This is a genomic window from Xanthomonas vasicola pv. musacearum NCPPB 4379, assembly GCF_000277895.2.
GTDB lineage: Bacteria > Pseudomonadota > Gammaproteobacteria > Xanthomonadales > Xanthomonadaceae > Xanthomonas > Xanthomonas vasicola.
The window spans coordinates 1,478,503-1,504,385 of the sequence record NZ_CP034655.1; the positions used below are offsets into that span (position 1 = coordinate 1,478,503).

The following is a 25,883-nucleotide window of genomic DNA, read 5'->3' on the forward strand; positions in this document are numbered from 1 at the left end:
CTGCCGCTACTCGGCAACCGCTTCCACTTCCTTGGGATGCGGCCGCGTCTCGGCCAGCTGCCAGAAGATCAACGTCGACGACAAGGTGATACCGCCAACGCACAAGAAAGTGGCATGCAGCGCTGCGGTGGCTCCATGCGTATCGCCCAGATGCGTGTTGAACGCGGCCAGCAAGCTACCCGCTGCTGCTGCGCCGAAACCGGTGGACAGCATCATCACCATCGACAGCAGGCTGTTGCCGGGGCTGGCTTGGTCGTGGCCCAGGTCGCGCAGGGTCACGGTGTTCATGACGGTAAATTGCAGCGAATTCACCGCGCCGAAGCAGGCCAGCTGCACCAGGCGCAGCCACAGTGGCTGGCCGATATCGATCAACGCAAAGCTGGCCATGGCCACGCCCACCAACACGGTGTTGAGCATCAGCACGCGCCGATAGCCGAAGCGACCCACCAGCTTGACCGCCGCGCGTTTGGCGGCCATGCCGGCCAGCGCCACCGGTACCATCATCAGCCCGGCATTCATCGGGCTCATGCCCAGGCCCACCTGCAACAACAACGGGATCAGAAACGGCATCGAGCCGCTGCCCACGCGCGCGAACAGGTTGCCCAGAATGCCGATGCGGTAGCTCGCCACCTTGAATAGCGCCAGCGGAAACAACGCATTGGTGGTATTGCCCGCATGCAGCCAGTAGCCGGCCAGTGCGGCAAGTCCGCCGATCGCCAGCAACATCACAAACGCGTGGCGCAGGCCGAGTTCCGAGATGCCATCCAGGGCCAGCGACAATGCCACCATGCCAAACGCCAGCATCAGGTAGCCGACCAGATCGAAGCGCCTGCGTGCATCCCCATAGTGATCCGGCATGATCTTGAGCGCGGCAATAAACCCGATCACCCCGATCGGCAAATTGATCAAGAACACCCAGTGCCATGAGGCGACCTCGACCAGCCAGCCGCCCAAGGTCGGGCCGATCAGTGGGCAGATCAGCGCGGGAATCGCGATGAAGCTCATCGCACGCAGGAAGTCTGCGCGTGCCACCGTCTTGAGCACCGCAAGCCGCCCAACCGGCAGCAACATCGCACCGCCAATGCCTTGCACCACGCGTGCGCCACCAGCTGCGGCAGGTGCTGCGCGGCTGCGCACAGCAACGACCCCAGGGTAAACACGATGATCGCGGCAAGGAAGGTGCGCCGCGTGCCGAAGCGGTCTGCAATCCAGCCCGAGGCGGGGATGAACATCGCCACTGCCAGCGCATAACTGAAGACCACCGACTGCATCTGCAGCGGACTTTCGTGCAGGCTGCGCGCCATCGACGGCAACGCCGTATTGACGATGGTCGCATCCAGCATCTGCATGAAGATGGCCAGCGACACCAGCCATAGCAACGGCTTGATGCTGTCGTAGGCGCGCAAGATGGGAACGGGCTGAGACATGGGGGCGTAGTGGAGGGAACGCTGCATTATCCCCTCCCTCTTGTGCACGGCGCGGAACGGTGTGCTCACCGGCGATGCATGCTGTGTGGTGGCCGATGTCGAGACCGCAAACCGCGGCTGCGTGCGTGCGTGCTCGGCGAGGTCGGCGTGCCGAAGAGATAGTTTCGACGAAGGTTTCGCATGCGCGCCTGCGTTAGCGGCATTGCGCGTCCATGCGCGGCGGGCCTGGACGACGAGCAGATCAGCGCCACGTGACAGCTGTCAGCGTCCAGCCGAACACAGCCGCGAACGCCATGGCTGCGTCATTCTGCAGCGCATCGTGTGCGTGCCGGGCCTGCGCTGCGATGACATACGCTCAGATCAGCAGCCAGCTCGTGATGACTGCAAGGCAAGCGCGCGCGTTTTTTCAGAGTGCGTCGATGCTGTGGCGCAGCGCGCGACGTGGCAGCGCCACGCGTAAGGGCCGGTGGCCGTGGAACTCCGGCCCTCGATGGCGTGATTAGCGCTTACTCAAACTCTGCACCGCTTCCACCAGCACGCCTACATGCTCCGGATTCATATCCGGCGACATGCCGTGGCCGAGGTTGAAGACGTGGCCTTCGCGCGAGCCGCCATTGCCTTGCGCATAGCTGTCCAGGGTCTTGCCGACTTCGGTGCGAATCGCTTCCGGCGAGCCGTACAGGGTGGCCGGGTCGAGGTTGCCTTGCAGGGCGACACGGCCGCCTGCGCGTTGCGCGGCGTCGGCCAGCGAGATGGTCCAGTCCACGCCCACCGCTTCGGCGCCGCTGGCGGCCAGATCGGCCACGTAGGCACCGTTGCCCTTGCCGAACAGCACCAGCGGGGTGCGCTCTGCGCCTTCACCGCGTTCCAGCTCACGCGCGATGCGGGTGAGATAGGGCAGCGAGAATTCGCGGTACATCGCCGGCGAGAGCACGCCGCCCCAGGTGTCGAACACCTGCAGCGCTTGCGCACCGGCGGCGCGTTGTGCGGCCAGGTAGGCGATCACCGCGTCGGTGACAGTGTTGAGCAGGTGGTGCAGCAACTCCGGCGCGTTGAAGGCCATGGCCTTGATGCGTGCGTATTCCTTGCTGCCGCCGCCTTCGATCATGTAGCAGGCCAGCGTCCACGGGCTGCCGGAGAAACCGATCAACGGTACGGAACCGTCCAGTTCGCGGCGGATCACACGCACCGCATCCATCACGTAGCGCAGCTCGGTTTCCATGTCCGGCACGCCCAGACGGTGGATGGCAGCAGCATCGCGCACCGGGTGGCGGAACTTGGGGCCTTCGCCTTCGACGAAATACAACTCCAGGCCCATCGCATCGGGGATGGTGAGGATGTCGGAGAACAGGATCGCGGCATCCAGCGGGAAGCGCTGCAGCGGCTGCAAGGTCACTTCGCAGGCGATGTCCGGGTTTTTGGCCATGCCCAGGAAGCTGCCGGCGCGCGCGCGGGTGGCGCGGTATTCCGGCAAGTAGCGGCCGGCCTGGCGCATCAACCACACAGGGGTGCGGTCCACGGGCTGACGGTTGAGGGCGCGCAGCAGGCGATCGTTCTTGAGCATGGGAAGGTGTGTCCTCAGCGCGGCGCGTCGGCGCCGCCGGTGATGAGTTGGAAGCCGCGTTTGAGTTGGGTGTCGCGCGCCTTGTCGAAGGCGCGGTCCGCTTCATCCTGTTGCAGGTACTGGTCGCGTCGCAATTGCGTGCGTCCGCCGATCTCGCCGGTTTCGCGCAGCAATTCCCAGCCCCCGAACAGATCCGGTTGCAGGGTCAGCTGGACGTAGCGGAGCGGCGCGTTGCCGCCGGGATCGTGTTGTAGAAGGATGCGCATGCGGCCGATTGTAGCCGGGCGCTGCTGAAAGCAGAGAGCAGTGGCGCGTCCGGGTGTTTTAGAGCAGCTAACAAAAAACGTAGCGAGCAGTCGTCAGGTGGGTGCGGACGGCGCACAGGAACCGGAGTGTACGAGTGGTACATGCCGATTCCGAGCACAGGCCGCGCCCGCCTGGCGGCTGCGCAGTAGTTTTGTTAGCCGCTCTTAGTTGCGAAGGGAGCGTCGTTGGGCGTCCACGCTTGCCGGTGCGCTCCCGAGCGAGGTGCCGACCCCCTGCAGACGGTGGCGGGCAGTGCGTAGAGCGCACCTGGGCGCGATAGGGATTTGTCGGGAAGGCCCCATCGCGCCCAGGGGCGCTCCTACAGAGTGAGCGTGGTGATCGGCGGCAGCTGGGTGCGGGCGTCCAGCGTTCCGTGCCTTATTGCCCGGTTGGCCTTATCCCGCCAGGATCTTCAGCACCGCCGCCTCTTCCACATCCGGCACCACCTCGGCCTTGCCGATGCCGCGCCACAACACCAGGCGCAGGCGGCCGGCGATGTTTTTCTTGTCCAGGCGCATGCGCGCGAGCAGGGCTTCCGGGGTCAGGCCGGGCGGGATCTCGGTGGGCAGGTCGAAGTCGTGCAGCAGGGCGCGCAAGGCCTCGGTGGCTTGCGCATCGCTCATGCCTAGTGCGGCCGACAGGCGCGCCGCCAGCACCATGCCGACTGCGACGGCTTCGCCATGGTTGAGGTTGGTGTTGCCGGGCGCGCCGTAGCCTTGCTCGGTTTCGATGGCGTGACCGAAGGTGTGGCCCAGGTTGAGCAGGGCACGCTCGCCTTTTTCCAACGGGTCGCGCGCCACGATCTCGGCCTTGTGCTCGCAGCTGCGGGCGATGGCCTGCGCCAGCGCCGCTGCATCGCCATCGAGCAGCGCACGGCGCTCGGCGTGCAGCCACTGGAAGAACAGCGGGTCGCAGATGGCGCCGTACTTGATCACCTCGGCCAGGCCGGCGCGCAGTTCGCGCGCGGGCAGGGTGCGCAAGGTGTCGGTGTCGGCAATCACCGCACGCGGCGGATGGAAGGCGCCGACCAGGTTCTTGCCCTGCGGGATGTCCACCGCGGTCTTGCCACCGACCGAGGAATCCACCATTGCCAGCAGGCTGGTGGGCAGCTGCACGCAGTCCACGCCACGCATCCAGCACGCCGCCGCAAAGCCGGCCAGGTCGCCAACCACACCGCCGCCCAGCGCGAACACGCAGGCGTCGCGGGTGGCACCCAGTTCGGCCAACGCGGTGATCGCAGAGCCGAAGGTGTCCAGCGTCTTGGAGGCTTCGCCGGCAGCAATGACCAACTCGCCAATCTGCAGGTCCGGGCGCGCGCTCAACAGCGCGGCACGCACGCCGGCGGCGTAATGCGGGGCCACCTGCGAGTCGCTGAGCAGCAACACGTGGCGACCACGCACATGGCGGGCCAGGCGCGCGCCGTCGGCCAGCAGGCCGGGCGCAATGGTAATGGTGTAAGGCTGAGCGCCGTCGACATCGACGCTGCGCGAGGAATGGGGAAGTGTCATGCGGGGGGACTCGACATGCGCCATTGCGCCGCCAAACGCAGCACCAGCTGCGCGGTGGCCTCGGCGGGGGAAAGATGATCGGTTTCCAGGCTGAGGTCGGCGACCTCCTGGTACAGCGGGGTGCGGCGCGCGGCCATCGCGTGCAGCGCCTGTTCGCGGTCGGCGCGTTGCAGCAGCGGGCGATTGCGGTCGCGCGCCAACCGCGTCAGCTGCGCCGGCACGCTGACATGCAGATACACCACAAACCCACGTGCGCAGATGCGCTGGCGGTTGTTTGGATCCAGCACTGCGCCGCCACCGGTGGAAATCAGTTTGTTGTCCTGTTCCAGCAGCGCCTGCAAAGTGTCCGCCTCATGCTGCCGAAACCTGGCTTCGCCATGCTGCTCGAAGATTTCCGGGATGCTGCTGCCCACCTGTTCGACGATGGACTGGTCCACATCGACGAACTCCAGCCCGAAGCGCTCGGCCAGGCGACGGCCGATGCAGCTTTTTCCGGCGCCCATCGGGCCGACCATCACGAGATTGGGTGCGGGGTTCATGCGCAGGGATCGTAGCATTCACGCCATCTGGCCGGGCCGATCGTGCGGATCAGTTCCCGGCTTCCGCCAGACGCATCGAGCCATGATCAGGTGATTCAATCGCGGTGCATAGGCGAAGCGCGGGCGATGCGCCCACAATAGGCCCCCATCTGGCTGCCACGCACCGTCATGACCGATCTGTACGCAGAAGCTCTCGCCACCTTTGCCGCGCTGTATGCCGAGGCGCAGAACAGCGCCGAACTCGAAGCCAGCGCGATGACCGTGGCCACTGCCAACATCGATGGCCGGCCGAGCGCGCGCACCGTGTTGCTCAAGGCCTTCGACGCGCGCGGGTTCGTGTTCTACACCCATCTGGACAGCGCAAAGGGCCGCGACTTGCAGACCCACCCGCAGGCGGCGCTGCTGTTCCTGTGGCGCAGCCTGCGCAAGGCCGGCATCCAGGTGCGTATCGAAGGCGGCGTACAACTGGTGAGCGCGGACGAATCCGATGCGTACTTCGCCTCGCGCCCGCGCATGAGCCAGATCGGCGCGTGGGCCTCGCTGCAATCGCAGACGCTGGGCTCGCGCGAGGAGTTCGACGCGGCCATTGCCAAGGTCGAGGCGATCTTCGAAGGGCGCGAGGTGCCGCGACCGGATGGCTGGGGCGGGTTCCGGGTGGTGCCGCAGGCGTTCGAGTTCTGGTACGGCGCCAAGTTCCGCCTGCATGAGCGCTGGCGCTACGAGGCCGACGCGGCCAGCCACTGGAGCAAACGGATGCTATATCCGTGAGCCCGCAGCTCGGTGTAGGGCTGCGAGCCAGCTGAACGGGCGGTTTGCCGCGCTAGCCGCGCGCCCGGCTAGCTGACTTTCGGCCCTTTCTGCCGGTCACAGGCAGTCTGTAGTATGTCCGGTCGTTGCAGGACTCTTGCTGCATCACCACCGCCGCATGACCAAAGGACAGGACATCGTATGACGCAGTACACCACTGTCGAATTGCACGGCTTGCTGGCCGAGCGCTACCGTGGCCAGCCAATCCATGTCGAACTGATCGACGGCCTGGAGCCGGCCATCAATCTCACCCTGGCCGACCATGGCGACATGCAGATCCAGGTTGCCGCTTCCGGCTCACAGGTTTTCGTGTCCACGCTGCTGGCCCATGCCGACCACGTCAACGACCGCGCCGCCTTCAACGACGCCTGCCTGCGTCTGAATCCGCTCAACCCCTTGTCCAACCTGGGCTTGGTCCAGGTCGACGGCGAGGACCGCTACGTGGTCTTCGGCGAACTGTCAGCATCGTCGACGCTCGACCAGATCGACGAAGAAATCCAGACCCTGGCGGCCAATACGTTGGAAGCCGCCGAATCTCTCAAGCCGTTCTTTTCCTAAAGGCGTGTTGTCATGAGTATTTTTTCCAAGCTGATCACGCTGCTGCGTGGTACCGCACACGAAACCGGCCAGAAGGCGGTCGACGCCAATGCGCTGCGCATCCTGGACCAGGAAATGCGCGATGCCGGCGCCCAGCTCACGCGCTCGCGCGAAGAGCTCACCAAGCTGATGGCGCAGAGCAAGCTGGCCCAGCAGAAAATCGACGCGCGCGCCGGCAAGATGGCCGAATACACGCGTTACATCGAAGGCGCGTTGGCCAAGAATGATGAAGCGCTGGCGCACGATGTGGCAGTCAAACTGGCTGCGCTGGAAAGCGAAGACGCCGGCGACAAGGCTTCCAAGACCGCGCTGGATCAGTCGGTGGTGACGCTCAAGGCCACCATCCAGAAGACCGAAAACCAGCTGCGCGGTATGCGGCAGCAAATCGACACGGTCAAGGCCACCGACGCGGTGCAGAAGGCGCAGGCCGCGATTGCCGCCCGCCACTCCGGTGCCAGCAGCAAGATGGGCTCGGCGCTGGAATCGCTGGAGCGTATCAAGGCAAGGCAGGCCGAGACCTCGGCGCGGATCGAATCGGCCGAAGAACTCGAAGCGTCCAGCGGCGATGGCGATCTCAATCGGCGCCTGGCGGCGGCTGGCCTGATGGAAGGCGAATCCAACGCCGCTGCGGTGCTGGCGCGCTTCAAGAAGCCGGCTGCGCAGCTGGGTCACGAGAATGCCGGCGGCAGCGCGCCGCTGATTGGCCAGGTGCGCGACGTGCAGCAGGTTCCGCGCAGCGACAGTTGATCCACCGCACGGCACAGGATGCGCCATGATCATCGTTGGACGGCTGTTGCGGGTAGTGCGGCGCCACGTGCGCCGCGTCAGCTGGGGCATGGTGACTCTGGCCCTGCTGGTGCACATGGGGCTGAGCTGGGTGTTGCTGCTCTGGGCTGGCGAGCAGAAGCTCGTCGGCCTGGACGCGTTTCCGTATTACTACATGACCACCGCCACCACCATCGGCTACGGCGATCTGTCGCCGGGCTCGGCGGCCGGGCGCTATATCGCCGCCTTCGTGTTGATGCCGGGAGCGGTGGCGTTGTTCGCCACGGTGCTGGCCAAGACCAGCGGCGTGCTCATCACTTTCTGGAGGCGCCACCACATGGGCAAGATGGCCTATGCCGATCTGCGCGGGCACACCATTCTGATCGGCTGGCAGGGCGCGGCTTCCACGCGCTTGCTGGAGTTGTTGCTCTCCGATACCGCCACCGATGACGAGGGTGTGGTGCTGATTGCCGAAGGCGTGGCGGAAAATCCGCTGCCCGACCACATGCGCTTCATCGCCGCCGAGTCGTACACGCATACCGAGGTGTACCTGCGTGCCGGCATTGCCGGCGCGGCGCGTGTGATCGTCAACCCGCCCTCGGACGACCAGACCCTGGCAGCGGTGTTCGCGTTGATGGCGCATGCGCCGGCCGCGCACATCGTGGCGCACTTCGATTCGGCCAGCGCTGCGCGCTTGGTCAACTGCCATTACCCGGCCATTGAGTGCACGCGCCCGATGACCGCCGAGATCCTGGCCCGTGCGGCGCAGGATCCGGGCAGCGCGGCGATCACCGCCGAGCTGCTGTCGGTGGACGATGGCCCAACCCAGTTCAGTCTTGCCGTGCCCGCGAATGTCCAACCACTGGATTACAGCCGGCTTGCGGCCGATTTCAGCCAGCGCGGCGCATTGCTGCTGGGCCTGCGCGCACCCGACGGTGCATTGCGCTTGAACCCGCCAGCACGCACGGCGGTCGCCGCCGGTACCATGCTGTACTACCTGGCCGAGCAGCGCGTGCCGGCACACGCCATCGCGTGGCAGGCCATGCGCAGCGAGGCGTCCGCCATTTTCCCATCGCCACAAGGTGTATGACGATGAGTTTTTTCAGCAAATTGTTCGGTCAACCGCAACCGCCGCCGCTGCCCACTTCCGGGAGTGGCGCGATCGGTCACACGCTGCCGCTGGGGCTACGCGTCGGTGGCCAGGTGGAAATTGATACCACCCTGTACCGCATGGCGCCCGAGGCCATGACCGCCGAATTGCCGGGCGGGCATCAGGGCATTCCGTGCTACGGCCACGTCGATCTGGGCGATGGCTACGCGCTGCATCGGTTCTATCTGGACGACGATGCGTTTTTGCAGGTCACCACTGTGGGCGGCGATCTGGAAGCGATAAAGGCCTTCGTGTATTGCGAGACGGTGAACCCGCCCAGCAAACAGGCGTTTCAGGAGTTCGTGATGCAGCATCCGCATCTGGGTGCGGCGCGGATCGAGTATGCCGGTAAGCAGTGGCAGCGTGCCACACAGTCCACTGACGATGCCGCGCGGATTCCGCCGATCGCCTACGACGAAGTGTTGTACCGCTACCAGCCCCCGCGCCGCGACGGCGATCTGACCCACTACGCCATGCTCTATAGCCGCGATGTGCCCGAGCTGCAGCGCGAAGAATTTTTGCTGGTGACCGGCGAGGATTCCGGACCCAACGAATTCTGCGTCACCTATGCAGTCGGAATTGATGTCACCGTTGCCGATCTGGATATCACCTGAGCGCGCGCGCTTGTCTTCCACTCACCTTGGTCTTGTCATGAACCCGATCAATCTGCACAGTTTTCTCGCGTTTCTTTCCTATTTCGGTACCGGCCTGGGTGTGTTGATCGTTTCGGTGGTGCTGGTGACGCTGGTCACCCCGCATAAGGATTTCACCTTGCTGCGGCAGGGCAATGTGGCTGCGGCCACCGCATTGGCCGGCAACCTGATCGGTGTGGCGTTGCCGCTGCATTCGGCCATTACCCATTCGGTCAGCCTGATCGACGCCTTGATCTGGGGCCTGGTGGCCTGCGGCATCCAGGTGGTGGCGTACCTGCTGGCCAATCTGGTCGCCGGGCGCATCTCGCGGCAGATCACCGACAACATCACCGCTGCCGGCATCTTTTCGGCCGGCGTGTCGATCGCAGTCGGGCTGATCAATGCCGCTGCGATCACGCCGTAACGGAGCGCAGGCATGAAGCGATCACGCAATCTCAAACTCACCTTGATGGCCGCGCTACCGGCCGCCTTCGTCACCGGCTGTGGCTCGGAGCCGGAGACCGGTGTGGTGCTGCAGTCGGCCTCGGACTGTTACCAGATCAAGAAGGAACAGACCGACATCCAGCAATGCCTCAAGGCCTACGACGAGGCGGTGGCCAAGCATCAGCAGGCCGCACCGCGCTTCAACACGCGCTACGAGTGCGATGCGCAGTTCGGCAGTTGCACGGCGATCACCAATCCGCAAGGCCAGCAGAGCTGGATTCCGCCGATGGGCGGGTTCTTGCTGGGTTACGCGTTGGGCAATATGAGCGGCGGCGGCTACCGCTATGGCGGCTCGATCCCGCTGTATCGCGATTATCGCAGCGGCGGTTACTACAAGCCCAATGGCGATCTTGCCAGCGACCGCATTGGCACCGTGCGTGGGCGCAGCGGCGCCATCGACATGCCCACGCGTGCCATTACCGTGTCGCGCTCGGGCTTCGGTTCCAGTGCGGCGGCGCGCAGTTCATTCGGCAGCGGCGGGCGCAGCTCGGGCTTCGGCGGCTGACATGCAACGCATCCTGATCCCCGAACGCCCGGACTGGCGCACGCAGGCCGAATCGCTGGGTTTCCACTTCCACACCATCGACGGCGAACCGTACTGGGACGAAAGCGCGTACTACGCGTTTTCGCTGCGGCAGATCGAAGACGACATCGAAGCGCCCACGCAAGCGTTGCACGACATGGCGATGCAGCTGGTGGACGAGGTGGTGGGCTCGGAAGCGTTGATGACGCAGCTGGCCATTCCGCCGTTCTACTGGGACTGGATCGCCAACTCGTGGAAAGAGCGCGACCCGCATCTGTATGGCCGCATGGACCTTGCGTATTCGGGCAACGGCCCGGCCAAGTTGTACGAACTCAATTACGACACCCCGACCTCGCTGTACGAATCGGCGTATTTTCAGTGGTTATGGTTGGAGCAGCAGATCGCCAGCGGCGCGCTGCCCAAGGGCACCGATCAGTACAACCTGATCCAGGACCTGCTGTGCGAAACGCTGGGTGCGCTGGCGGTGGACGGTGCGATCGGCGCGCAGATGCATTTTGCGGCGGTGCGCGATTCGCTGGAAGATCGCGCCACCGTGCGGTATCTGCGCGACTGTGCGCATCAGGTCGGCATCAGTACTGAAGAAGTCGCCATCGAAGACATCGGCCTGAGTGCGGAAGGCTGGTTCACCGACGAGCAGGATCGGGTGATCCACACGCTGTTCAAGCTGTATCCGCTGGAATTCATGATGCAAGAACGCTTCGGGCCGGCATTGATCGCCGACCGGGTGCGCTTGATCGAGCCGGCATGGAAATCGGTGTTGAGCAACAAAGGCATCCTGCCGCTGCTGTGGGACCGCCATCAGGGCCACCCGAATCTGCTGCCGGCCCGCTTTGCGCAAGCCGGTGAAGCGCCGACCGCAGGCTGGGTGCGCAAGCCCCTGCTGTCGCGCGAGGGCGCCAACATCGCGCTGGTCACTGCGCAAGGCGAGGCCGCACACACCGATGGCCCGTATGTGGATGGCCCCGCAATTCTGCAGGCGCATCATCCGCTGCCGGTGTTCGACGGACGTCATGCGCTGGTGGGCAGCTGGGTGGTCGCTGATCGTCCTGCCGGACTGGGCATGCGCGACGACGATGGCCCGATCACCCGCGACACCTCGCGCTTCGTGCCGCACGTCATCACCGATTGATGCGCAGTTTGTGCGTACATCGCCACCGAGCGGTGGCGATGTTGCGCATGGGTCCAAGCTTCTCTGCGTCACACGTGGATACAGTTCTTGGGATGACGCCCAGCGTGTGGCCGGCAGGCACTACGCCACTGCGATGGCACTGCTTGTCGCGCGTGACACAGGCGCCAGCGGCGCGCAACGCCTCAGGCACATGCAAGGCGACGCATCTTTTCCACACCCCCTGTGGATGGAAGTTGCACAAGGCTGTGGACAAGTGCGCGCAGGCCCCGGCCCGCAACGCTGTCAAGATCGGCGGTGAAAAAATGACCAATCACTGGCGGAGGATTTTTTTCGCTTGCGGTTGCAGCGATCTCGACAGGATCGGCAAAGTGGTCGGCACGTCGTCGCTGCGGAATCTCTGCGCGTTTGCGCGATGCCAGAATGACGTGGTGCGCATGCAGACCGCGTCAGGCGTGCCGACCGCGCACGCGGTGCATTTCAGTGGAGTGGTGTAAATCGGCCGATCACACTGGCATCAGGATGCGCTGTCAACGCATCACTCATTCCATCCACACACGCACCCCACCACCCATCACACCCGTCGCGCCACAAAAAAGCTCGCGACCGCCAACAGCCACGCCAACCCGAACACGCTTAGGTAGGCCGCGCTCGTCGCCGATGTCAGCAGCGCAGCGAACAAGGCGCCGGCCAGTGCCAGCATGGCCGCCACCGCAATGGCTTCGCTCAACTGCAAGGCAGAGCTATCGGCGCCTTGCTGCGTCGGTGGCGACAGCGACAGCAGCACCACCGACAGGCTGGGATACAGCAGGCCCATGCCCAGGCCGGTCAGTGCCCAGCCGGCGATGGCCAACGGCACCGGAATCGCCGGCCACACCGCCCCTGCACTGATCGCGATGCCCAGCGTCATCAGCAGCGCGCCGGTCTTGAGCAGGCAAGGGCGCGACCAACCGGCACGGCTGTGGCCCTGGTACCACGAACCACTAAACCAGCCCAACGCGCCCACGCTCAGCGCCACGCCGGTCAGCAGCGGCGAGAGCCCGCGTTCGCGCGACAGCAGCAGCGGCAAAAAGGCCTCGAAACCAAAGAACGCAGCGGCAGCGATGCCACGCAGCGCGATCACGCTGGGCAATCCGCGCGCAAGCCGCAACGTGCCGGCCGGCAGCAGATGCCAGGCGCAATACATCGCGATCGACAGCGCCGGCAGCATCGCGGCCGGTACCAGCGTGCCGTGCAGTTGCCCGCCCAGATATACGCCAAGCACGCCTAACGCCGCGCCGACGGCCCAGCCCAGCGATGCAGTTGGTGCATCGGAAACCTCGCTTGTCCAGGTGCGTCCGCGCAGCGCCGGCCACAGCAGTAATCCCGCCGGAATCGCCAGCAGCGGCACCGACAGAAACACCCAGCGCCAGCCCACGTGTTGCACGATCAACCCGCTGATACCGGGGCCGATCAACGAGGGCACCACCCAGCCGGCTGAAAACGCGGCAAAGACGCGCGGGCGCAAGACCTCCGGATACAGCCGCCCGACGATGACGTACAAGGCCACCGAATACGCGCCGGCGCCCAGACCTTGCAGTAAGCGCCCGACGATGAGCAGCGGCATGCTCGGTGCCAAGCCGGCAACCAGCAGGCCGACCACGAAGCACAGCAGGCCGGCAGCCAATGCACCGCCAGGCCCGCGGCGGTCGCTCCAACTCCCGGCTGCGGTCATGCCGACCACGCTGGTGGCCAGGGTGCCGCCGAATGCCAATGCATACAGCGGCAGGCCGTTCAATTCGCGCGCCACCGTGGGCATCGCGGCGGCAACTGCCAGCGACTCGAAGGCGTTGAGCGACACCAGCGCCACCATGCCCAGCGTTGCCGCGCGGTAAGGCGCGGCCAGGATGGAGGTGGGCTGCGTTTCAATGGGCAGCGTTGCGGCAGTGGTCAGTCTGTCGGTGGGCATCGAACATCCTGGGACGAAAAGTGTGTAGAGCCATGGCACCGGTGCTTGCCCCGGTGATGGCCGCGCAGCATCCTGCCTCAACCTAAGTTGAGGTCAAGGCAATGCAGCGCGAGTTGTCCGTGGGCGAGGTGGCCAAGCGCAGTGGCGTGGCGGTGTCGGCGCTGCACTTTTACGAGCGCAAAGGCTTGATCAGTAGCCTGCGCACCGCCAGCAACCAGCGCCGCTACGGGCGCGATGTGCTGCGGCGGATCGCGGTGATTCGCGTGGCGCAGCGGCTCGGTGTGCCGCTGCAGCAGGTGCTCGATGCGTTCTCGGTGTTGCCGGAGCAAGGTACGCCCACGCGTGCAGAGTGGGCGCGCATGTCGGCGCGCTGGCGCAGCCAACTGGACGCGCGCATCAACGAACTGCAGGCCTTGCGCGACCAGCTCACCGAGTGCATCGGCTGCGGCTGTCTGTCGCTGCGCCGCTGCCGCCTGAGTAATCCGGACGACGCCATGGGCCAGGGCGGTGAGGGGGCATTGCGACTGGCTAGCCTGATCGTGGAGTAAGCCTGGCTAACGACCGCTTCCTCGCGCCGATCGTCATGCAGGCGTCGTGGACTTGATCGGTACGCGATGCGTGCATGTAGAGCGCCGCTAGCGCTGCACCGGCGCGCGCATTGGCGGCCACGTCCAAAGCATCACGCGGCCGCAACCGGGACCAATGGCATTCCCATGCGCGGCGAGGTGCGCCGTAGGATGGGAACCCCCTTCCCGCCGCAGGATTTCGCATGACCCCCACCGTGCGCCGATCGCTCACCGTTGCATTGTCGCTGGCGTGCCTCACTGCGCCGATGCTTGCCGCCGCCGCGCCAGCCAGCGCCGCATCCGCCACGCCCGCTCCAGCGAACGTGTTCGACCCGCTGGCCCTGTTCGCGCCCCTGCAATTGCCGGACGCCCCGAATAGTTACCGCAGCGGCAGCGGCGTGCCCGGCCCGGCGTTCTGGCAGAACCGCGCCGATTACGACCTTAGCGCCAGCATCGACCCAGCAACGCACACGCTCAGCGGCGAGGCCGCTATCACCTATACCAACCATAGCCCCGACACGCTGGACGTGCTGTGGCTGCAGCTGGACCAGAACATCTATCGTGCCGACGCGCGCGCTGCCGCCAGCCGGCCCCTCAAGCGCAAGGAGTTCACCAATGGCATGCAGATCGCCAGTGTCGAGGTCGACATGGGCGGGCGTCGCCAGGCCGTGCACTTCGTTGTCGACGACACCCGCATGCGGGTGGATCTGCCGCAGCCGCTGGCCGGGCAGGGTAAGGCGCTCACCGTGCATATTCGTTACCGCTACACCATTCCCGGCACCTGGGGCGGGCGCACTGCGGTCAGTGCCAGCAAGCAGGGCGAGATCTACGAGATTGCGCAGTGGTACCCGCGCATGGCGGTGTACGACGATCTGCGCGGCTGGGACACGCAGCCATATCTGGGCTCGGAGTTTTATCTGGAATACGGCAATTTCGACTACGCAGTCACTGTGCCGGAGGGCTTTCTGGTCGCTGGCTCGGGCGCACTGACCAACCCACGGGACGTGCTCAGCCGCACCGAGCAGCAACGCCTGGAACAAGCCCGCGGCAGCGACCGCACGGTGCTGATCCGCACGCCTGACGAAGTGACTGCACGCGCGGCCAAGCCAGCGAGCAAGGGCACACAGACCTGGCGCTTCCATATGGACCACACCCGCGATGTCGCATTCGCCGCATCGCCGGCATTCGTCTGGGACGCGGCGCGCATCAACTTGCCGGGCGGCAAGCAGTCGCTGGCAATGTCGGTCTACCCGGTGGAAGGCGTGGGCGCAGACAAGTGGAACCGCTCCACCGAATACGTCAAAGGCGCCATCGAGCATTTTTCGCAGTGGTATCCGTACCCGTGGCCGGTAGCGATCAACTTGGGCGGCTACGGCGCCGGCATGGAATACCCGGGCATCGTCTTCGACGGCTTCGAAGACGGCGGCAAGGATTTGTTCTGGATCACCGCACACGAAATCGGCCACACCTGGTTCCCGATGATCGTCGGCTCCAACGAGCGCCGGCATGCCTTCATGGATGAAGGCTTCAACACCTTCATCGACGCGTATGCATCGGATGCGTTCAACAAGGGCGAATACGCGCCCAAGCGCGATTCGGAATACGCACCGAAAGGTGGCAACCCGGTCGACGAAATCCTGCCGCTGCTGGCCGATACCCATGCGCCCACGCTGATGGACAACGCCGATTCCACCAGCGAGACCTATCGCCATCCGCTGACCTACCTTCAAGGGTGCCTTGGGGCTGGTGCTGTTGCGCGAACAGATTCTGGGGCCGGCGCGCTTTGATCCCGCGTTTCGCAAATACATCGCCACCTGGGCTTACAAACATCCCACACCGTCGGATTTCTTCCGGCTGATGGAGAGCGAAAGTGGCGAAGATCTGTCCTGGTGGTGGCGCGGCTGGTATCTCAATAATTGGCAGCTGGACATGGGCATCACCGCAGCGCATTACGTGGACCATGACCCGTCCAAGGGCGTGCAAGTCACGCTGCGCAGCCGGCAGAAGTTGGTGATGCCGGTGACCTTGCGTGCTGACCTGGCCGATGGCAGCCATCTGGACCGGCGCGTGCCGGTGGAAACCTGGCTGCAGACCACCACGCCCACGGTCAACCTGCCGACCACGCAGAAGGTGCTGCACGTCACCTTGGACCCGGACCATGTGCTGCCAGATGCCGACCGCAGCGACGCGCGTGTGGACATCACCGGCTGAGCATTGCGCGAGCGGGGGTGCCGACGTGGCCGCAGCGCGGTCGCGTCGGTGGCTGCGTGCGGCAACCGCCGACGAAAACGGAAACAAGCGCCTGCGTTGATCACCGGGCGAGCGCAGCAGTTGCCCGGCATCGATCGGCAGCAGACGACGTGGCTCCTGTGCGATGAGGATGGGTTCGCCCGACGACGACTGACTGCGTATGTCAGCTGCCCAAAGCCGCGCAGTCGATAGCGAAGAGGGTCGGCAGGGATACGTGTAAGAAAACAGCCAAAAGTGAGCTAACCCGCTGTCAGCAAAGGGCATTAACACGAATCCCTGCCGACTCTCAGCATGGTCACACACTGAACTGCTATCTGGCGCGGTATTGAGCAGCCATCTCGGCCGTTACGTCTTTCGGATAGCAAAGGGGCGCGTAACCGCCGCCACGGCTATATGCGCTCCTACCCCCACAGCTGCTTCAATTACGCGCTGTGTTATAGGGGCAAGGACAGTTGCCTGGATACGAACTGATGGATTCCCAAATCAGCGCCGTCTTGACTCCCTGCCGACCCTCAACTTTCGCGGCAATGCCTTCGTCGTCCCAGCCAGAACTTCGGTGAGGCCAAGCGAATCGGAGAACTAGTCACCAAACTTGCATTCTACGGTTACTGCAGGAGATCACCATGGGACTATGCAATTCAAAGAGCGTGGCAGGCTCGGTGGCAGGCTCACCTATAGCAACTTCACTTGAGCATTATCCAAACATCGCCACAGAGCAGACCACCCCTCCTAGGCCTTCATCTCCCGAGACGTCCATGTCACCCAGCCTGCATGACTTGGCGGCACTCGGCTCTCCCCGAGCGAGGCGGGCCCGCTCGGGGACATCCGCCAGTCCCTCCGGCACCGGCATCATTGCAGGGCAAGTGTCTTTTCCTTATTCGCCGCCCGGACCTACGCTCGCGGCTCAATTGCAGGACTTCATTGACGCGCTGGAGCACGCCGAGCGTCAAGGAAAACAATATCCGGCGGCCGAACTCGATCAGAAGTTTCAGCCACAGGTGGTGGCGGCCCAGAATCACATCCACCCCACTCTCGAGGTGAAGGTCTTCGATGCGTCGGCATCCGAGCCGGATGCCTTGCGGCAAGCTATTGTCAATACCAGGCGGGGTCAGCGGTGGCGCGCCGTCGTTAACGTGGAGCGGATCCATGGAAAGGGAGCGCCTAGCCATGGCATTGCGGTGGACGTATCGGGAGGTCGTGGCAAGGTGTCCATCTTGGCGGTCGACAGCGTATGGGGATGCACCGACACGCTGTCCGTCATGACCGCCGCGTTGAAGGGCGTGAAGAACGCGACGCTGACCATCCTCAACACGGGCACGCAGAAGGATGTCATCAACTGCAAGACCTTCGCCCTGGCGAAGGCGATGGCGGATAAGGATGACTTGATTGTGGATCTCCACAAGAAGAATTTTAGAGGGAAGATTGTCGGGACGAGCGATACCATCAATGACGTGGACGTCACGATCGCGCGCGGCTCCGACGTGCTCGATGCGAGCTTCTTCCGGCATACGACGTCGAAGGACGTTTTCGACGATCTTCCCGCGCATATCCGGGAACCATTGGAAGAGAGCTTCGCCCAGAACTTCCGGGAGATCGAGGCGGGAGGCAAGCGCAGGGCGTACAACACCTCCATCCAGCAAGAGAGGCTCAAGTACCTGCGGGATGCGCTGCTTTTCGCCGACTCCGGGTATGGGAGCTAAGCGCTCCAGGAGCCCGCGAGGTGCCCCTGAGATAATTGAGGCTCGGCAGGATTCGTGCAAACATCTTTTACTTACAGTATTCAAAGTGGCTAACAAAACGCATCGAGCGGCCGTCAGGCGGACGCTGACGGCGCGCTCAGAACCGCAGTGTACGAGTGGTATGAGGATCCGAGCACCGGCCGCGTCCGCCTGGCAGCTGTGCAGTAGTTTTGCCGGCTGCTCTTAGCTAACTTTTGGCTTGTTTTACACGAATCCCTGCAGACCCTCGAGAAGCGTGCACCTTCTTCTTCGCGCAGTGCTCGTCGCTGCACTGACACACAGGCGACGTGCAATCGGCAGGCGCATGCAGTGCGTTGCCGCGTCCTGTGCAGCGCCGACTTTTACATGCGCAATCCAGACGCGCGGCACTGGTCGTGATCCCAGGTTTGCGCAATCGCCGCATTCGACTCCATTGCGACACGTTCATTATGCAAATTTCACCGTTCGACCCGACGGTTTTTGCGTAATGCCGTGATAACGCTTACAGCCCCGCCAGTATTGAAAACCGCATGCGGGCTCAAGCGACTGCGGTATCGGCTGTAACAGTGCACAGCCATCACTATGCTGCAACGCACGGTGACAAACCCTTTATGCCCTGACTAGGCTGCGCGGCATGTTAGCGCTATCACTAACTGACACGTCGTGCAAAGAACCTGCAACAAACGCAACAATGGCTTCGCAACGCCGTTGCTGCGGCGGGTAGACGTGCATGCACATCGCAGGTCGACGGTCGAAGGGGCGATCGGCAGCCTGCGTGCTAGGGGACAGATCGAGGGCAACTGAAACAACGTCAAGCAGTTGTTGCGTGGTGCGTGTGGCGCGGTGCAAGGAGGGAGATGCCATCAGGACATGTCCGATCCAGGCGTCGGCTGCGCCCGCACGACAAATGCATGGCGTTGGATTGGTGGCTCCAGCAGTTGCAGCAGCGTTGGCCACGGCCTGTCGGGCAGTGGCCGCGATTCCGCCGTATCGCATGCCGCGATACCGGCCGTTGGCGGTTGGACTCCACTCCCGAGGACACATCGATGCGTCGTACGTTGAACAGCTTCAAGTCGAAGGCCATGTTCACCTTCGTTGGTGGCCTGTTGGTCATCAATCCCGCTTTTGCGCAGGATGTCGCTCCGCCGCCTGCACCGGCGCCGCAATCCAGCAGTGATTCCGCCACCACCCTGGATGCCGTCAATGTGACCGGTATCCGCAACAGTCTCAACCAATCGATGGGCATCAAGCGCGATGCCGCCGGCGTGGTGGATGCGATCAGCGCCGAAGACATCGGCAAGTTTCCGGACACCAACCTGGCCGAATCGCTCCAGCGCATCACCGGCATTTCCATCGAGCGCCGTGATGGCGAGGGCGCGCAGGTCACCGCACGCGGCTTCGGCCCGCAGTTCAACACCGTCACCCTCAACGGCCGCCTGATCCCCGGTGCCGATGCGTTCGGTGCGCCCGGCCAGACGCCGATCGGCGGCGTGGATGTCGGCACGCGCGCGTTCAACTTCGCCCAGCTCGCCTCCGAAGCCATCACCGGCATCGAGGTGTTCAAGACCAGCCGCGCAACGGCGCCCAGCGGCGGTATCGGTGCGACGATCAATATCCAGACCGACAAGCCGTTCAATCACGATGGCGTGGTGGCCAACGCCGGTGCCAAGATGGTGTCCGACCGCTCCGAGCCCTTCGGCGATTCGCTCACCCCGGAAGTGTCGGGCATCTTCAGCTATACCAACCCGGACAAGACCTTCGGTATCGGCCTGAGCGCCAGCTACCAGAAGCGCCATGGCGGTTCGGTCCAAGCCACCGAAAACACCTGGAACATCCAGCGTTGGACCGGTACCGACCCGGCACTGCGCCCGGACGCGGTGGTGACCAATGCCCCGGCGATCGGCCAGTTGTATGGCATGCCCAACGATCTGCGCTACGCATTCGCCGATTTCCAGCGCGAACGCATGAACGGCCAGGCGGTGATGCAGTTCGCACCGACCGACAGCCTGACCCTGACCCTGGATTACACCTACTCGGCCAACGAAATTCGCGAAGAGCGCGGCGAGCAGGGCATCTGGCTGCAGCGCGCCAACAGCTTTACCGATCTGACCTTCGATACCGGCCAGGCCGTGGCCACGCCGGTCTATCTGCGCGATGTGCCCAACGGCGCGAAGGACTTCGGCATGGAACAGCAGCGCAACGAGCAGAAGTACACGCTCGGCTCGCTGGGCTTCAATGCCGACTGGCAAGTGAGCGACCGCTTCCAGTTGAGCTTCGATGCGCATAACTCCAAGACGCAAAGCTTGCCCAACGACCCGACCACGGGCGGCAGCGCGACCTACTTCAGTTTCGCCGGCACCAACAACTGCACCAATGGGCCGTACTGCGGCGGCCAATGGGGGCAGGAATTGTGGTTCAACAATTCCTTGCCGATCGGCGCACGCACCTGGTATCCCACTGCGGCCGATTCGCTGGCAAACACCAATGGCGTGGTCAATCCCGCATTCACGCCCGCCGAGCTCGGCTCGCAGGTGCTGCGCATTTTCTATCAGAAGCAGGTGACCGAAACCAAGGAAGGACGCCTGGACGGCAAGTTCGACTTCGACGACGGGCGCTTCCAGTTTGGCGTGAGTTCGACCAACACCACCATGCAACGCCGGGTCAGCGAGACCAACTCGCCGCTGGGCGATTGGGGCGTGGCCAATGCGGGCAACGAGCCGGGAATGGTCGCACTACTGCAGCCGGTGAGCATCACGGGCATGTTCAAGGATTTCAATCCCAGCGGCGCGGCGTCTAGTGCATGGCGTGGCGATGCCGATCAGCTGGCCCTGTGGGGTGGAAGCCAGTACGGCGCGACCACGCGCTACAACCCGCAATACACCGCCGACAACCGGGTGGAAGAAAAGACCCGCGCAGCCTACGTGCAGTTGGAAATTGCCGGCGCCATCGCCGGGATGACCACCAATACGCGCCTGGGTCTGCGCTACGAGCGCACCGACGTGGAGTCCACCTCGCAGGTGGCCACGCCGACCGCGCTGCTGTGGCTGTCCAACAACGATTTTCAGTTGATCCGTTCCACCGATCAGCAGCCTTTCAGCGAGAAGACCAGTTACAACTACATCCTGCCCAACATGGACTTCAGCATCGATTTCACCGATCAGCTGAAAGGTCGTGCCTCGTTCGGCCAGACCATTGCGCGCGCGCCGTACAACAATCTCATCGCAGGTCCCACGCCGAATACCCCCAACGGCTCGATCCTGATCAACCCGTCCAACCGTGCCGGTGGCGACTCGCAGACGCCCACGCTCGATCCGTTGGAATCGGACAACCTCGATCTGGCACTGGAATGGTATTTCGCTGACGCCAGCTATATCTCAGCGACGTTCTGGAACAAGCGCGTGAGCAATTTCATCGGTAATACCGTCACGCGTGAATCGCTGTACGGACTGACCGATCCCACCTCGGGGCCGGATGCCCAGACCGCGCTGGCGTTCCTGCAAAGCGGTGCCTGCGCCGCCCAGGTGGGTGCAGCAGGCAACGATGTCGCGGGTGCATGTTCGGCCAACGACACCTCGTTGTTCGCGGCAATGGCGTTGCTGCGCAATGCGGCTGCGACCGGCGGGCTGAACGCCTATAACGGCAGTTCGGCGCAGAGCCTGGCGTTGGAGAACGCCTACGATATCGCCGGCAATGCCTCCGACCCGCTGTATCAGTTCGACGTGTCGCGGCCGATCAATCAGAACAAGGCCAACATCCACGGTTGGGAACTGGGTGGGCAGTACTTCTTCGGCAGCACCGGTTTCGGCATCTACGCCAACTACACCATCGTTGAAGGCGATGTGGCGTTCGATAACACCGTGATCGACCGCGATCAGTTCGCGTTGCTCGGTCTGAGCGACACCGCCAACGTCATGCTGATGTACGAGAAGTATGGCTGGAGCGCACGCCTGGCCTGGAACTGGCGTGACGAATACCTGATTGCGGCCAACCAGGACAATGCCAACCGCAACCCGTACTACGTTGAGCCCTATCAGCAGTTCGACCTCAGCGTCAGCTACGCATTCAACAAGCAGCTGTCGGTGGGCTTCGAGGCGATCAACCTGACCGGTGAAGACGTGCGCTGGCATGGCCGTTCGGAGAAGCAGATTATCCGCTTGATCGACCAGCAGCCGCGTTACACGCTGGGCGTGCGGTACGCGTTCTGAGTCGTCACGCCGATGCGTTTTAAGCTGTAGCCCTGCGGCCGCCATCGCGTGATGGCGGCCGCAACCGGTTGTCGCGCCGGTGTTCGCTCGCGGTGCGCAGCCGTGTCGCGCAGCAGCATGGTCTCTGTCTGTGTATGTGCGGGTCGCCCGCGCAGTGCGCACCCGGACGTACGCGCTGATGTTCGCATTGATGCAGCGTATTGCTGCCCTGCGGCTTGCCGGCGCGCCTATTTTTGGCAATGCTCAGCATCGCCATGCACGCGGGGATGTGTGCGACCGAAACCCATCATGACTGCAGTCCTTCGCGACGGATGGCTGCTGGAGTTTTAAATGACGCGATATGCAGTGCTCAACAACGTGGCGCATCACGACCTGCGCGTGATCCTGCGCTTTGGTGCGGAATTCGGCGATGCGCTTGGCGTGGTGCCGGCTTTCGTCACCGAATACGCCGAGCTGCAGCGCGAGTACCCGCTGTTCTTCCGCAAGGATCCGGCTGGGAGTGGTTACCAGTCTGTGGCGCTGCTGGGCTTCGCACAGGACGAGAACCTGTTTCTGCAGGACGGGCGCTGGAATGCCACCTACCTGCCGGGCATCGTGGCCAAAGGGCCGTTCTTGATCGGTTTCCAGGAGCAGCACATCGACGGCGCCTTGGTGCAAGAGCCGGTGATCCATGTTGACCTGGAGCATCCACGCATCAGCCGCAGCGAGGGCGAGGCGGTGTTCCTGCCGCAAGGCGGGCACAGTCCATATCTGGAGCACATCATTGGTGTGTTGCGCGGCATCCGCGAGGGCGTGGACGCAGGGCAAGCGATGGCGGCTGCCTTCGACGCGCTGGGTCTGATCCAGCCAGTGCGCCTGGACGTCGCGCTGGATGCCAGCCACGCCACGCAGTTGCAGGGATTGTTCGCCATCGACCGCGAACGGCTTGCCGCATTGGATGCACAAGCGCTGCATCAGTTGCATCGGGCCGGCTATCTGGAAGGTGCCTTCCTGATGTTGGCATCGCTGCACAACGTGCGCCGGCTGATGGCCGAGAAGCAGCGCTGCTTGCAGCACTCGCACAGCGACTCCGTTGCCGCGTAGGCCTGAGCGCATGGCCGCACGCGCCGCCGATCTCTCCGCCACCGCAGGCACCGCCATCGCCGAGCGTAGCGATTGCGGCCCCGATGCATTGCCGCTCGCCGAACTTTGCGACGCCGCCGAGCCGGTGGTGCTGCGTGGCCTCGCGCGCAATTGGTCGCTGGTGCAAGCCGGGCTGCGCAGCGCCGAGGAAGCCATGGCGCTGTTGCGTGCGCACGATACTGGCCGCCCCTTGCAGTATTCCTACGGCGGCCCGGACATCGGCAGCCGCCCGTTCTATCGCGACGATTGCAGCGCGCTCAACTTCGAGGTGCAACGCGGCAGCTTGAGCACCCTGCTGGATGCCATCGCAGCACATCGCGATGACGTGCAGCAGCCCACCTATTACTTGGCCTCGTTGCCGGTGGATGCCAACCTGCCTGGATTGCGCACGCACAACGACCTGGATGTCGCTGCGAAGGGCAGCCCCGTGCAGCCCAGCATCTGGATCGGCAATCGCGTGATCGCCTCGTGTCACTACGATGCGCTGGATAACCTGGCCTGCTGCGCGGTGGGGCAACGGCGTTTTACGCTGTTTCCGCCGGAACAGGTGGCCAATCTCTACCCCGGCCCGCTCGATCCCACGCCTGGGGGACAGGTGGTGAGCATGGTCGATTTCGCTCGCCCGGATCTGCAGCGCTTTCCGCGCTTTGCCGATGCCTTGCCGCATGCGCGCAGCGTGGTGCTGGAGCCGGGCGATGCCTTGTTTATCCCCAGCATGTGGTGGCATCACGTCGAATCGCTGCATTCGTTCAACGTGCTGGTCAATTACTGGTGGAGCAGCGCGCCGGCGCACCTGCCTGCCGGGATGCCGGCCCTGTACCACGCGCTGTGGGCCATTCGCGACCGCCCCGCAGCGGAGAAACAGGCGTGGCGCGCGCTGTTCGATTACTACGTGTTCGGCCCTGCCGAGCGTGCCGGCGAACACCTGCCCGAATCGGCGCGCCAGGCGCTTGGTCCGATCGACCCAACCTTGGCACGACAGCTGCGCGCCATGCTGATCGGCAAGTTGAACCGTTGATGCGCAACACCGCTCTCAACCCATCTCACAGGAATGCGCAGTGACTCAGGCTCAGATTCGCAAGGTGGTGATCGCCGGTGGTGGAACGGCCGGCTGGATCGCCGCTTGTGCGCTTTCGCATCAATTCCGCGATTTGCTGGACATCACCCTGGTCGAGTCCGAGCAGATCGGCACTGTGGGCGTAGGCGAATCCACCGTGCCGCCCATCCGGACCTTCCACCGGTTCCTGCAGATTGACGAGCAGGAGTTTCTGCGTGCGGTCGCCGGCACCTTCAAGCTCTCGATCTCGTTCGAGAATTGGCTGCGTCAGGGCGATCGCTATATCCATCCGTTCGGCATCACCGGCCAGAGCACCCTGGTGTGCGCCTTCCATCATCTGTGGCTGGAAAGCCAACGCCGCGCCATGCCGGGCAGCTTCGGCGATTACTGCCTGGAAACCGTGGCCTCGCGCGTGGACCGTTTTGCGCTGCATGGCGAGCCGGCGGTCAATTATGCGTATCACCTGGACGCGGCGCTGTATGCCAAGTTCCTGCGCGCGCGTAGCGAGGCCTGTGGCGTCAAGCGTATCGAAGGCAAGATCCAGCAGGTGACCGTGCAGCCGCACAGCGGCGACGTCGCCAGCCTGGTGCTCGAAGACGGGCAGGTGATCGAAGGCGATCTGTTTATCGATTGCAGTGGCTTTCGCGGCCTGCTGATCGAGCAGACGCTGCACACCGGCTATGAAGATTGGAGCCATTGGCTGCCGTGCGACCGTGCGGTGGCGGTGCAGACCGAAGCCGTTGGCCCGCCGGTGCCGTATACCCGCGCCATCGCGCACGAAGCCGGCTGGCGTTGGCATATTCCGTTGCAGCATCGCGTCGGCAACGGCCTGGTGTTTTCGAGCAAGCATCTGTCCGATGACGAAGCGCACACCAAGCTGCTGCACGATGTGGCCGCGCCCGCCGTCAAGGACCCCTGGATGGTGCCGTTCCGCACCGGCCGCCGGCTCAAGGCCTGGAACAAGAATGTGGTTTCGCTTGGTCTGGCCAGCGGCTTTATCGAACCGCTGGAGTCCACCAGCATTCATCTCACCATCTCTGCGGTGGTACGGCTGTTGGCGCTGTTTCCGGCCGAAGGCATCGCGCCATCGCAGGTGCAATTGTTCAATGACGTCAGCCGCGCTGAAATGGAGCACGTGCGCGACTTCGTTACCTTGCATTACCACGCCACCCAGCGCGATGAACCGTTATGGCAGCAATGCCGCGAGATGGAACTGCCCGAATCGCTTGCGTTGCGTCTGCGTGCCTGGCGCGAACGCGCGCACGCCTGGCAGGGTGCGGATGAATTGTTCCGTGTCGATTCCTGGACCCATGTGCTGATGGGGCAGGGCATCGCACCCGAGCAGCATCACCCGCTGACGCGCGCGTTCGCCGACCACGACCTGCGCCGCCTGCTCGACGGTATCGCCCAGCCGATCCAGCACGCGGTGCAGCAGATGCCGTCGCAACAAGCCTTTATCGAGCGCTATTGCAAGGCAGGCGCACAGGTGTGGGGGATGCGCAGCCCCATGCCGGCATAACGCCGGCCATCTGGCGGCACTTCGGGGCA

At 64.1% G+C, this 25,883-nt stretch carries 20 protein-coding genes, 2 other RNA genes and 2 pseudogenes; 16 read left to right on the top strand and 8 right to left on the bottom strand.

Features of this window, described 5'->3' with window-relative positions; all coding sequences use genetic code 11:
• Positions 1-6 precede the first annotated feature (6 nt).
• The 6 genes and pseudogenes from mdtD to KWO_RS06905 form a co-directional block, all read right to left on the bottom strand.
• Positions 7-1,427 (bottom strand): annotated as a pseudogene (gene mdtD / locus KWO_RS06880) (multidrug transporter subunit MdtD).
• Positions 1,428-1,926: 499 nt separating this feature from the next.
• Complete coding sequence (gene hemE / locus KWO_RS06885; protein ID WP_010369111.1) at positions 1,927-2,991, bottom strand: uroporphyrinogen decarboxylase; 1,065 nt, start codon at positions 2,989-2,991, stop codon at positions 1,927-1,929.
• 14 nt (positions 2,992-3,005) lie between these two features.
• On the bottom strand, positions 3,006-3,257 hold the full coding sequence (locus KWO_RS06890; RefSeq protein WP_010369113.1) for a WGR domain-containing protein: 252 nt from the start codon (positions 3,255-3,257) through the stop codon (positions 3,006-3,008).
• A 65-nt stretch (positions 3,258-3,322) separates the two neighbouring features.
• Positions 3,323-3,400, bottom strand: a non-coding RNA gene (locus KWO_RS06895) — sX9 sRNA.
• Positions 3,401-3,692: 292 nt separating this feature from the next.
• A complete protein-coding gene (aroB, locus tag KWO_RS06900) occupies positions 3,693-4,805 on the bottom strand; it encodes a 3-dehydroquinate synthase (protein ID WP_010369115.1) in 1,113 nt (370 codons plus the stop codon).
• Positions 4,802-5,344 carry a shikimate kinase gene (locus KWO_RS06905; RefSeq protein WP_010369117.1) on the bottom strand — a complete coding sequence of 181 codons (543 nt, stop codon included), beginning with the start codon at positions 5,342-5,344 and terminating at the stop codon, positions 4,802-4,804. Before KWO_RS06905 ends, aroB begins: the two co-directional genes overlap by 4 nt.
• 168 nt (positions 5,345-5,512) lie before the next feature.
• On the opposite strand from KWO_RS06905, the gene pdxH reads away from it, so the two are divergent.
• From pdxH to KWO_RS06950, 9 genes are all read left to right on the top strand, one after another.
• The gene (pdxH, locus tag KWO_RS06910; protein WP_010381128.1) at positions 5,513-6,112 is read left to right on the top strand and encodes a pyridoxamine 5'-phosphate oxidase; all 600 of its coding nucleotides are present in this window, start codon (positions 5,513-5,515) and stop codon (positions 6,110-6,112) included.
• 180 nt (positions 6,113-6,292) lie between these two features.
• Positions 6,293-6,709 (top strand): YjfI family protein, encoded by a 417-nt coding sequence (locus KWO_RS06915; protein WP_010369119.1) that lies wholly within the window; start codon positions 6,293-6,295, stop codon positions 6,707-6,709.
• 12 nt (positions 6,710-6,721) lie between these two features.
• Complete coding sequence (locus tag KWO_RS06920) at positions 6,722-7,495, top strand: PspA/IM30 family protein (RefSeq protein ID WP_010381130.1); 774 nt, start codon at positions 6,722-6,724, stop codon at positions 7,493-7,495.
• A gap of 25 nt (positions 7,496-7,520) precedes the next feature.
• Positions 7,521-8,603 carry a potassium channel family protein gene (locus KWO_RS06925; protein ID WP_010381132.1) on the top strand — a complete coding sequence of 361 codons (1,083 nt, stop codon included), beginning with the start codon at positions 7,521-7,523 and terminating at the stop codon, positions 8,601-8,603.
• Positions 8,600-9,277 carry a YjfK family protein gene (locus KWO_RS06930; protein ID WP_017113330.1) on the top strand — a complete coding sequence of 226 codons (678 nt, stop codon included), beginning with the start codon at positions 8,600-8,602 and terminating at the stop codon, positions 9,275-9,277. Before KWO_RS06925 ends, KWO_RS06930 begins: the two co-directional genes overlap by 4 nt.
• Before the next feature lie 37 nt (positions 9,278-9,314).
• Positions 9,315-9,719: a DUF350 domain-containing protein gene (locus tag KWO_RS06935; RefSeq protein WP_010369128.1), complete on the top strand. Its 405-nt coding sequence runs from the start codon at positions 9,315-9,317 to the stop codon at positions 9,717-9,719.
• A gap of 12 nt (positions 9,720-9,731) precedes the next feature.
• The gene (locus tag KWO_RS06940) at positions 9,732-10,304 is read left to right on the top strand and encodes a DUF1190 domain-containing protein (RefSeq protein WP_010369129.1); all 573 of its coding nucleotides are present in this window, start codon (positions 9,732-9,734) and stop codon (positions 10,302-10,304) included.
• 1 nt (position 10,305) lies between these two features.
• Positions 10,306-11,472 carry a glutathionylspermidine synthase family protein gene (locus KWO_RS06945; protein WP_010381134.1) on the top strand — a complete coding sequence of 389 codons (1,167 nt, stop codon included), beginning with the start codon at positions 10,306-10,308 and terminating at the stop codon, positions 11,470-11,472.
• 233 nt (positions 11,473-11,705) lie between these two features.
• A complete protein-coding gene (locus KWO_RS06950) occupies positions 11,706-11,966 on the top strand; it encodes a hypothetical protein (protein ID WP_010381137.1) in 261 nt (86 codons plus the stop codon).
• A 77-nt stretch (positions 11,967-12,043) separates the two neighbouring features.
• On the opposite strand, the gene KWO_RS06955 is transcribed toward KWO_RS06950, so the two are convergent.
• On the bottom strand, positions 12,044-13,417 hold the full coding sequence (locus KWO_RS06955; RefSeq protein WP_017113332.1) for an MFS transporter: 1,374 nt from the start codon (positions 13,415-13,417) through the stop codon (positions 12,044-12,046).
• 101 nt (positions 13,418-13,518) lie between these two features.
• Between KWO_RS06955 and soxR the strand changes: the two genes are divergently transcribed.
• The 3 genes and pseudogenes from soxR (at position 13,519) to KWO_RS06980 (ending at position 17,933) form a co-directional block, all read left to right on the top strand.
• Positions 13,519-13,965, top strand: a complete 447-nt coding sequence (soxR, locus tag KWO_RS06960) for a redox-sensitive transcriptional activator SoxR (protein WP_017113333.1) — start codon at positions 13,519-13,521, stop codon at positions 13,963-13,965.
• Between the two features lie 221 nt (positions 13,966-14,186).
• Positions 14,187-16,194, top strand: a pseudogene (locus tag KWO_RS06965) (M1 family metallopeptidase).
• 947 nt (positions 16,195-17,141) lie between these two features.
• Complete coding sequence (locus KWO_RS06980; protein ID WP_010381151.1) at positions 17,142-17,933, top strand: YopJ family acetyltransferase; 792 nt, start codon at positions 17,142-17,144, stop codon at positions 17,931-17,933.
• Between the two features lie 87 nt (positions 17,934-18,020).
• Here the strand turns inward: KWO_RS06980 and KWO_RS06985 are convergent.
• Positions 18,021-18,095: non-coding RNA, sX9 sRNA (locus tag KWO_RS06985), on the bottom strand.
• A 902-nt stretch (positions 18,096-18,997) separates the two neighbouring features.
• Here KWO_RS06985 and KWO_RS06995 point away from each other — a divergent pair.
• From KWO_RS06995 to KWO_RS07010, 4 genes are all read left to right on the top strand, one after another.
• Positions 18,998-22,156, top strand: coding sequence for a TonB-dependent receptor (locus KWO_RS06995; protein ID WP_026113167.1), 3,159 nt, complete (start codon positions 18,998-19,000; stop codon positions 22,154-22,156).
• A 330-nt stretch (positions 22,157-22,486) separates the two neighbouring features.
• Positions 22,487-23,239, top strand: a complete 753-nt coding sequence (locus KWO_RS07000) for a SapC family protein (protein WP_010381156.1) — start codon at positions 22,487-22,489, stop codon at positions 23,237-23,239.
• Between the two features lie 10 nt (positions 23,240-23,249).
• Positions 23,250-24,296 (top strand): cupin-like domain-containing protein, encoded by a 1,047-nt coding sequence (locus KWO_RS07005; protein WP_010381164.1) that lies wholly within the window; start codon positions 23,250-23,252, stop codon positions 24,294-24,296.
• A gap of 40 nt (positions 24,297-24,336) precedes the next feature.
• Complete coding sequence (locus tag KWO_RS07010; protein ID WP_010381166.1) at positions 24,337-25,854, top strand: tryptophan halogenase family protein; 1,518 nt, start codon at positions 24,337-24,339, stop codon at positions 25,852-25,854.
• The last annotated feature ends 29 nt before the right edge of the window (positions 25,855-25,883 follow it).

What these genes read in the sequence shown, in the direction of transcription:
- hemE (WP_010369111.1), bottom strand. Translation starts at nt 2,991, where the DNA reads ATGCTCAAGAACGATCGCCTGCTGCGCGCCCTCAACCGTCAGCCCGTG.
- KWO_RS06890 (WP_010369113.1), bottom strand. Translation starts at nt 3,257, where the DNA reads ATGCGCATCCTTCTACAACACGATCCCGGCGGCAACGCGCCGCTCCGC.
- aroB (WP_010369115.1), bottom strand. Translation starts at nt 4,805, where the DNA reads ATGACACTTCCCCATTCCTCGCGCAGCGTCGATGTCGACGGCGCTCAG.
- KWO_RS06905 (WP_010369117.1), bottom strand. Translation starts at nt 5,344, where the DNA reads ATGAACCCCGCACCCAATCTCGTGATGGTCGGCCCGATGGGCGCCGGA.
- pdxH (WP_010381128.1), top strand. Translation starts at nt 5,513, where the DNA reads ATGACCGATCTGTACGCAGAAGCTCTCGCCACCTTTGCCGCGCTGTAT.
- KWO_RS06915 (WP_010369119.1), top strand. Translation starts at nt 6,293, where the DNA reads ATGACGCAGTACACCACTGTCGAATTGCACGGCTTGCTGGCCGAGCGC.
- KWO_RS06920 (WP_010381130.1), top strand. Translation starts at nt 6,722, where the DNA reads ATGAGTATTTTTTCCAAGCTGATCACGCTGCTGCGTGGTACCGCACAC.
- KWO_RS06925 (WP_010381132.1), top strand. Translation starts at nt 7,521, where the DNA reads ATGATCATCGTTGGACGGCTGTTGCGGGTAGTGCGGCGCCACGTGCGC.
- KWO_RS06930 (WP_017113330.1), top strand. Translation starts at nt 8,600, where the DNA reads ATGACGATGAGTTTTTTCAGCAAATTGTTCGGTCAACCGCAACCGCCG.
- KWO_RS06935 (WP_010369128.1), top strand. Translation starts at nt 9,315, where the DNA reads ATGAACCCGATCAATCTGCACAGTTTTCTCGCGTTTCTTTCCTATTTC.
- KWO_RS06940 (WP_010369129.1), top strand. Translation starts at nt 9,732, where the DNA reads ATGAAGCGATCACGCAATCTCAAACTCACCTTGATGGCCGCGCTACCG.
- KWO_RS06945 (WP_010381134.1), top strand. Translation starts at nt 10,306, where the DNA reads ATGCAACGCATCCTGATCCCCGAACGCCCGGACTGGCGCACGCAGGCC.
- KWO_RS06955 (WP_017113332.1), bottom strand. Translation starts at nt 13,417, where the DNA reads ATGCCCACCGACAGACTGACCACTGCCGCAACGCTGCCCATTGAAACG.
- soxR (WP_017113333.1), top strand. Translation starts at nt 13,519, where the DNA reads ATGCAGCGCGAGTTGTCCGTGGGCGAGGTGGCCAAGCGCAGTGGCGTG.
- KWO_RS06995 (WP_026113167.1), top strand. Translation starts at nt 18,998, where the DNA reads ATGCGTCGTACGTTGAACAGCTTCAAGTCGAAGGCCATGTTCACCTTC.
- KWO_RS07000 (WP_010381156.1), top strand. Translation starts at nt 22,487, where the DNA reads ATGACGCGATATGCAGTGCTCAACAACGTGGCGCATCACGACCTGCGC.
- KWO_RS07005 (WP_010381164.1), top strand. Translation starts at nt 23,250, where the DNA reads ATGGCCGCACGCGCCGCCGATCTCTCCGCCACCGCAGGCACCGCCATC.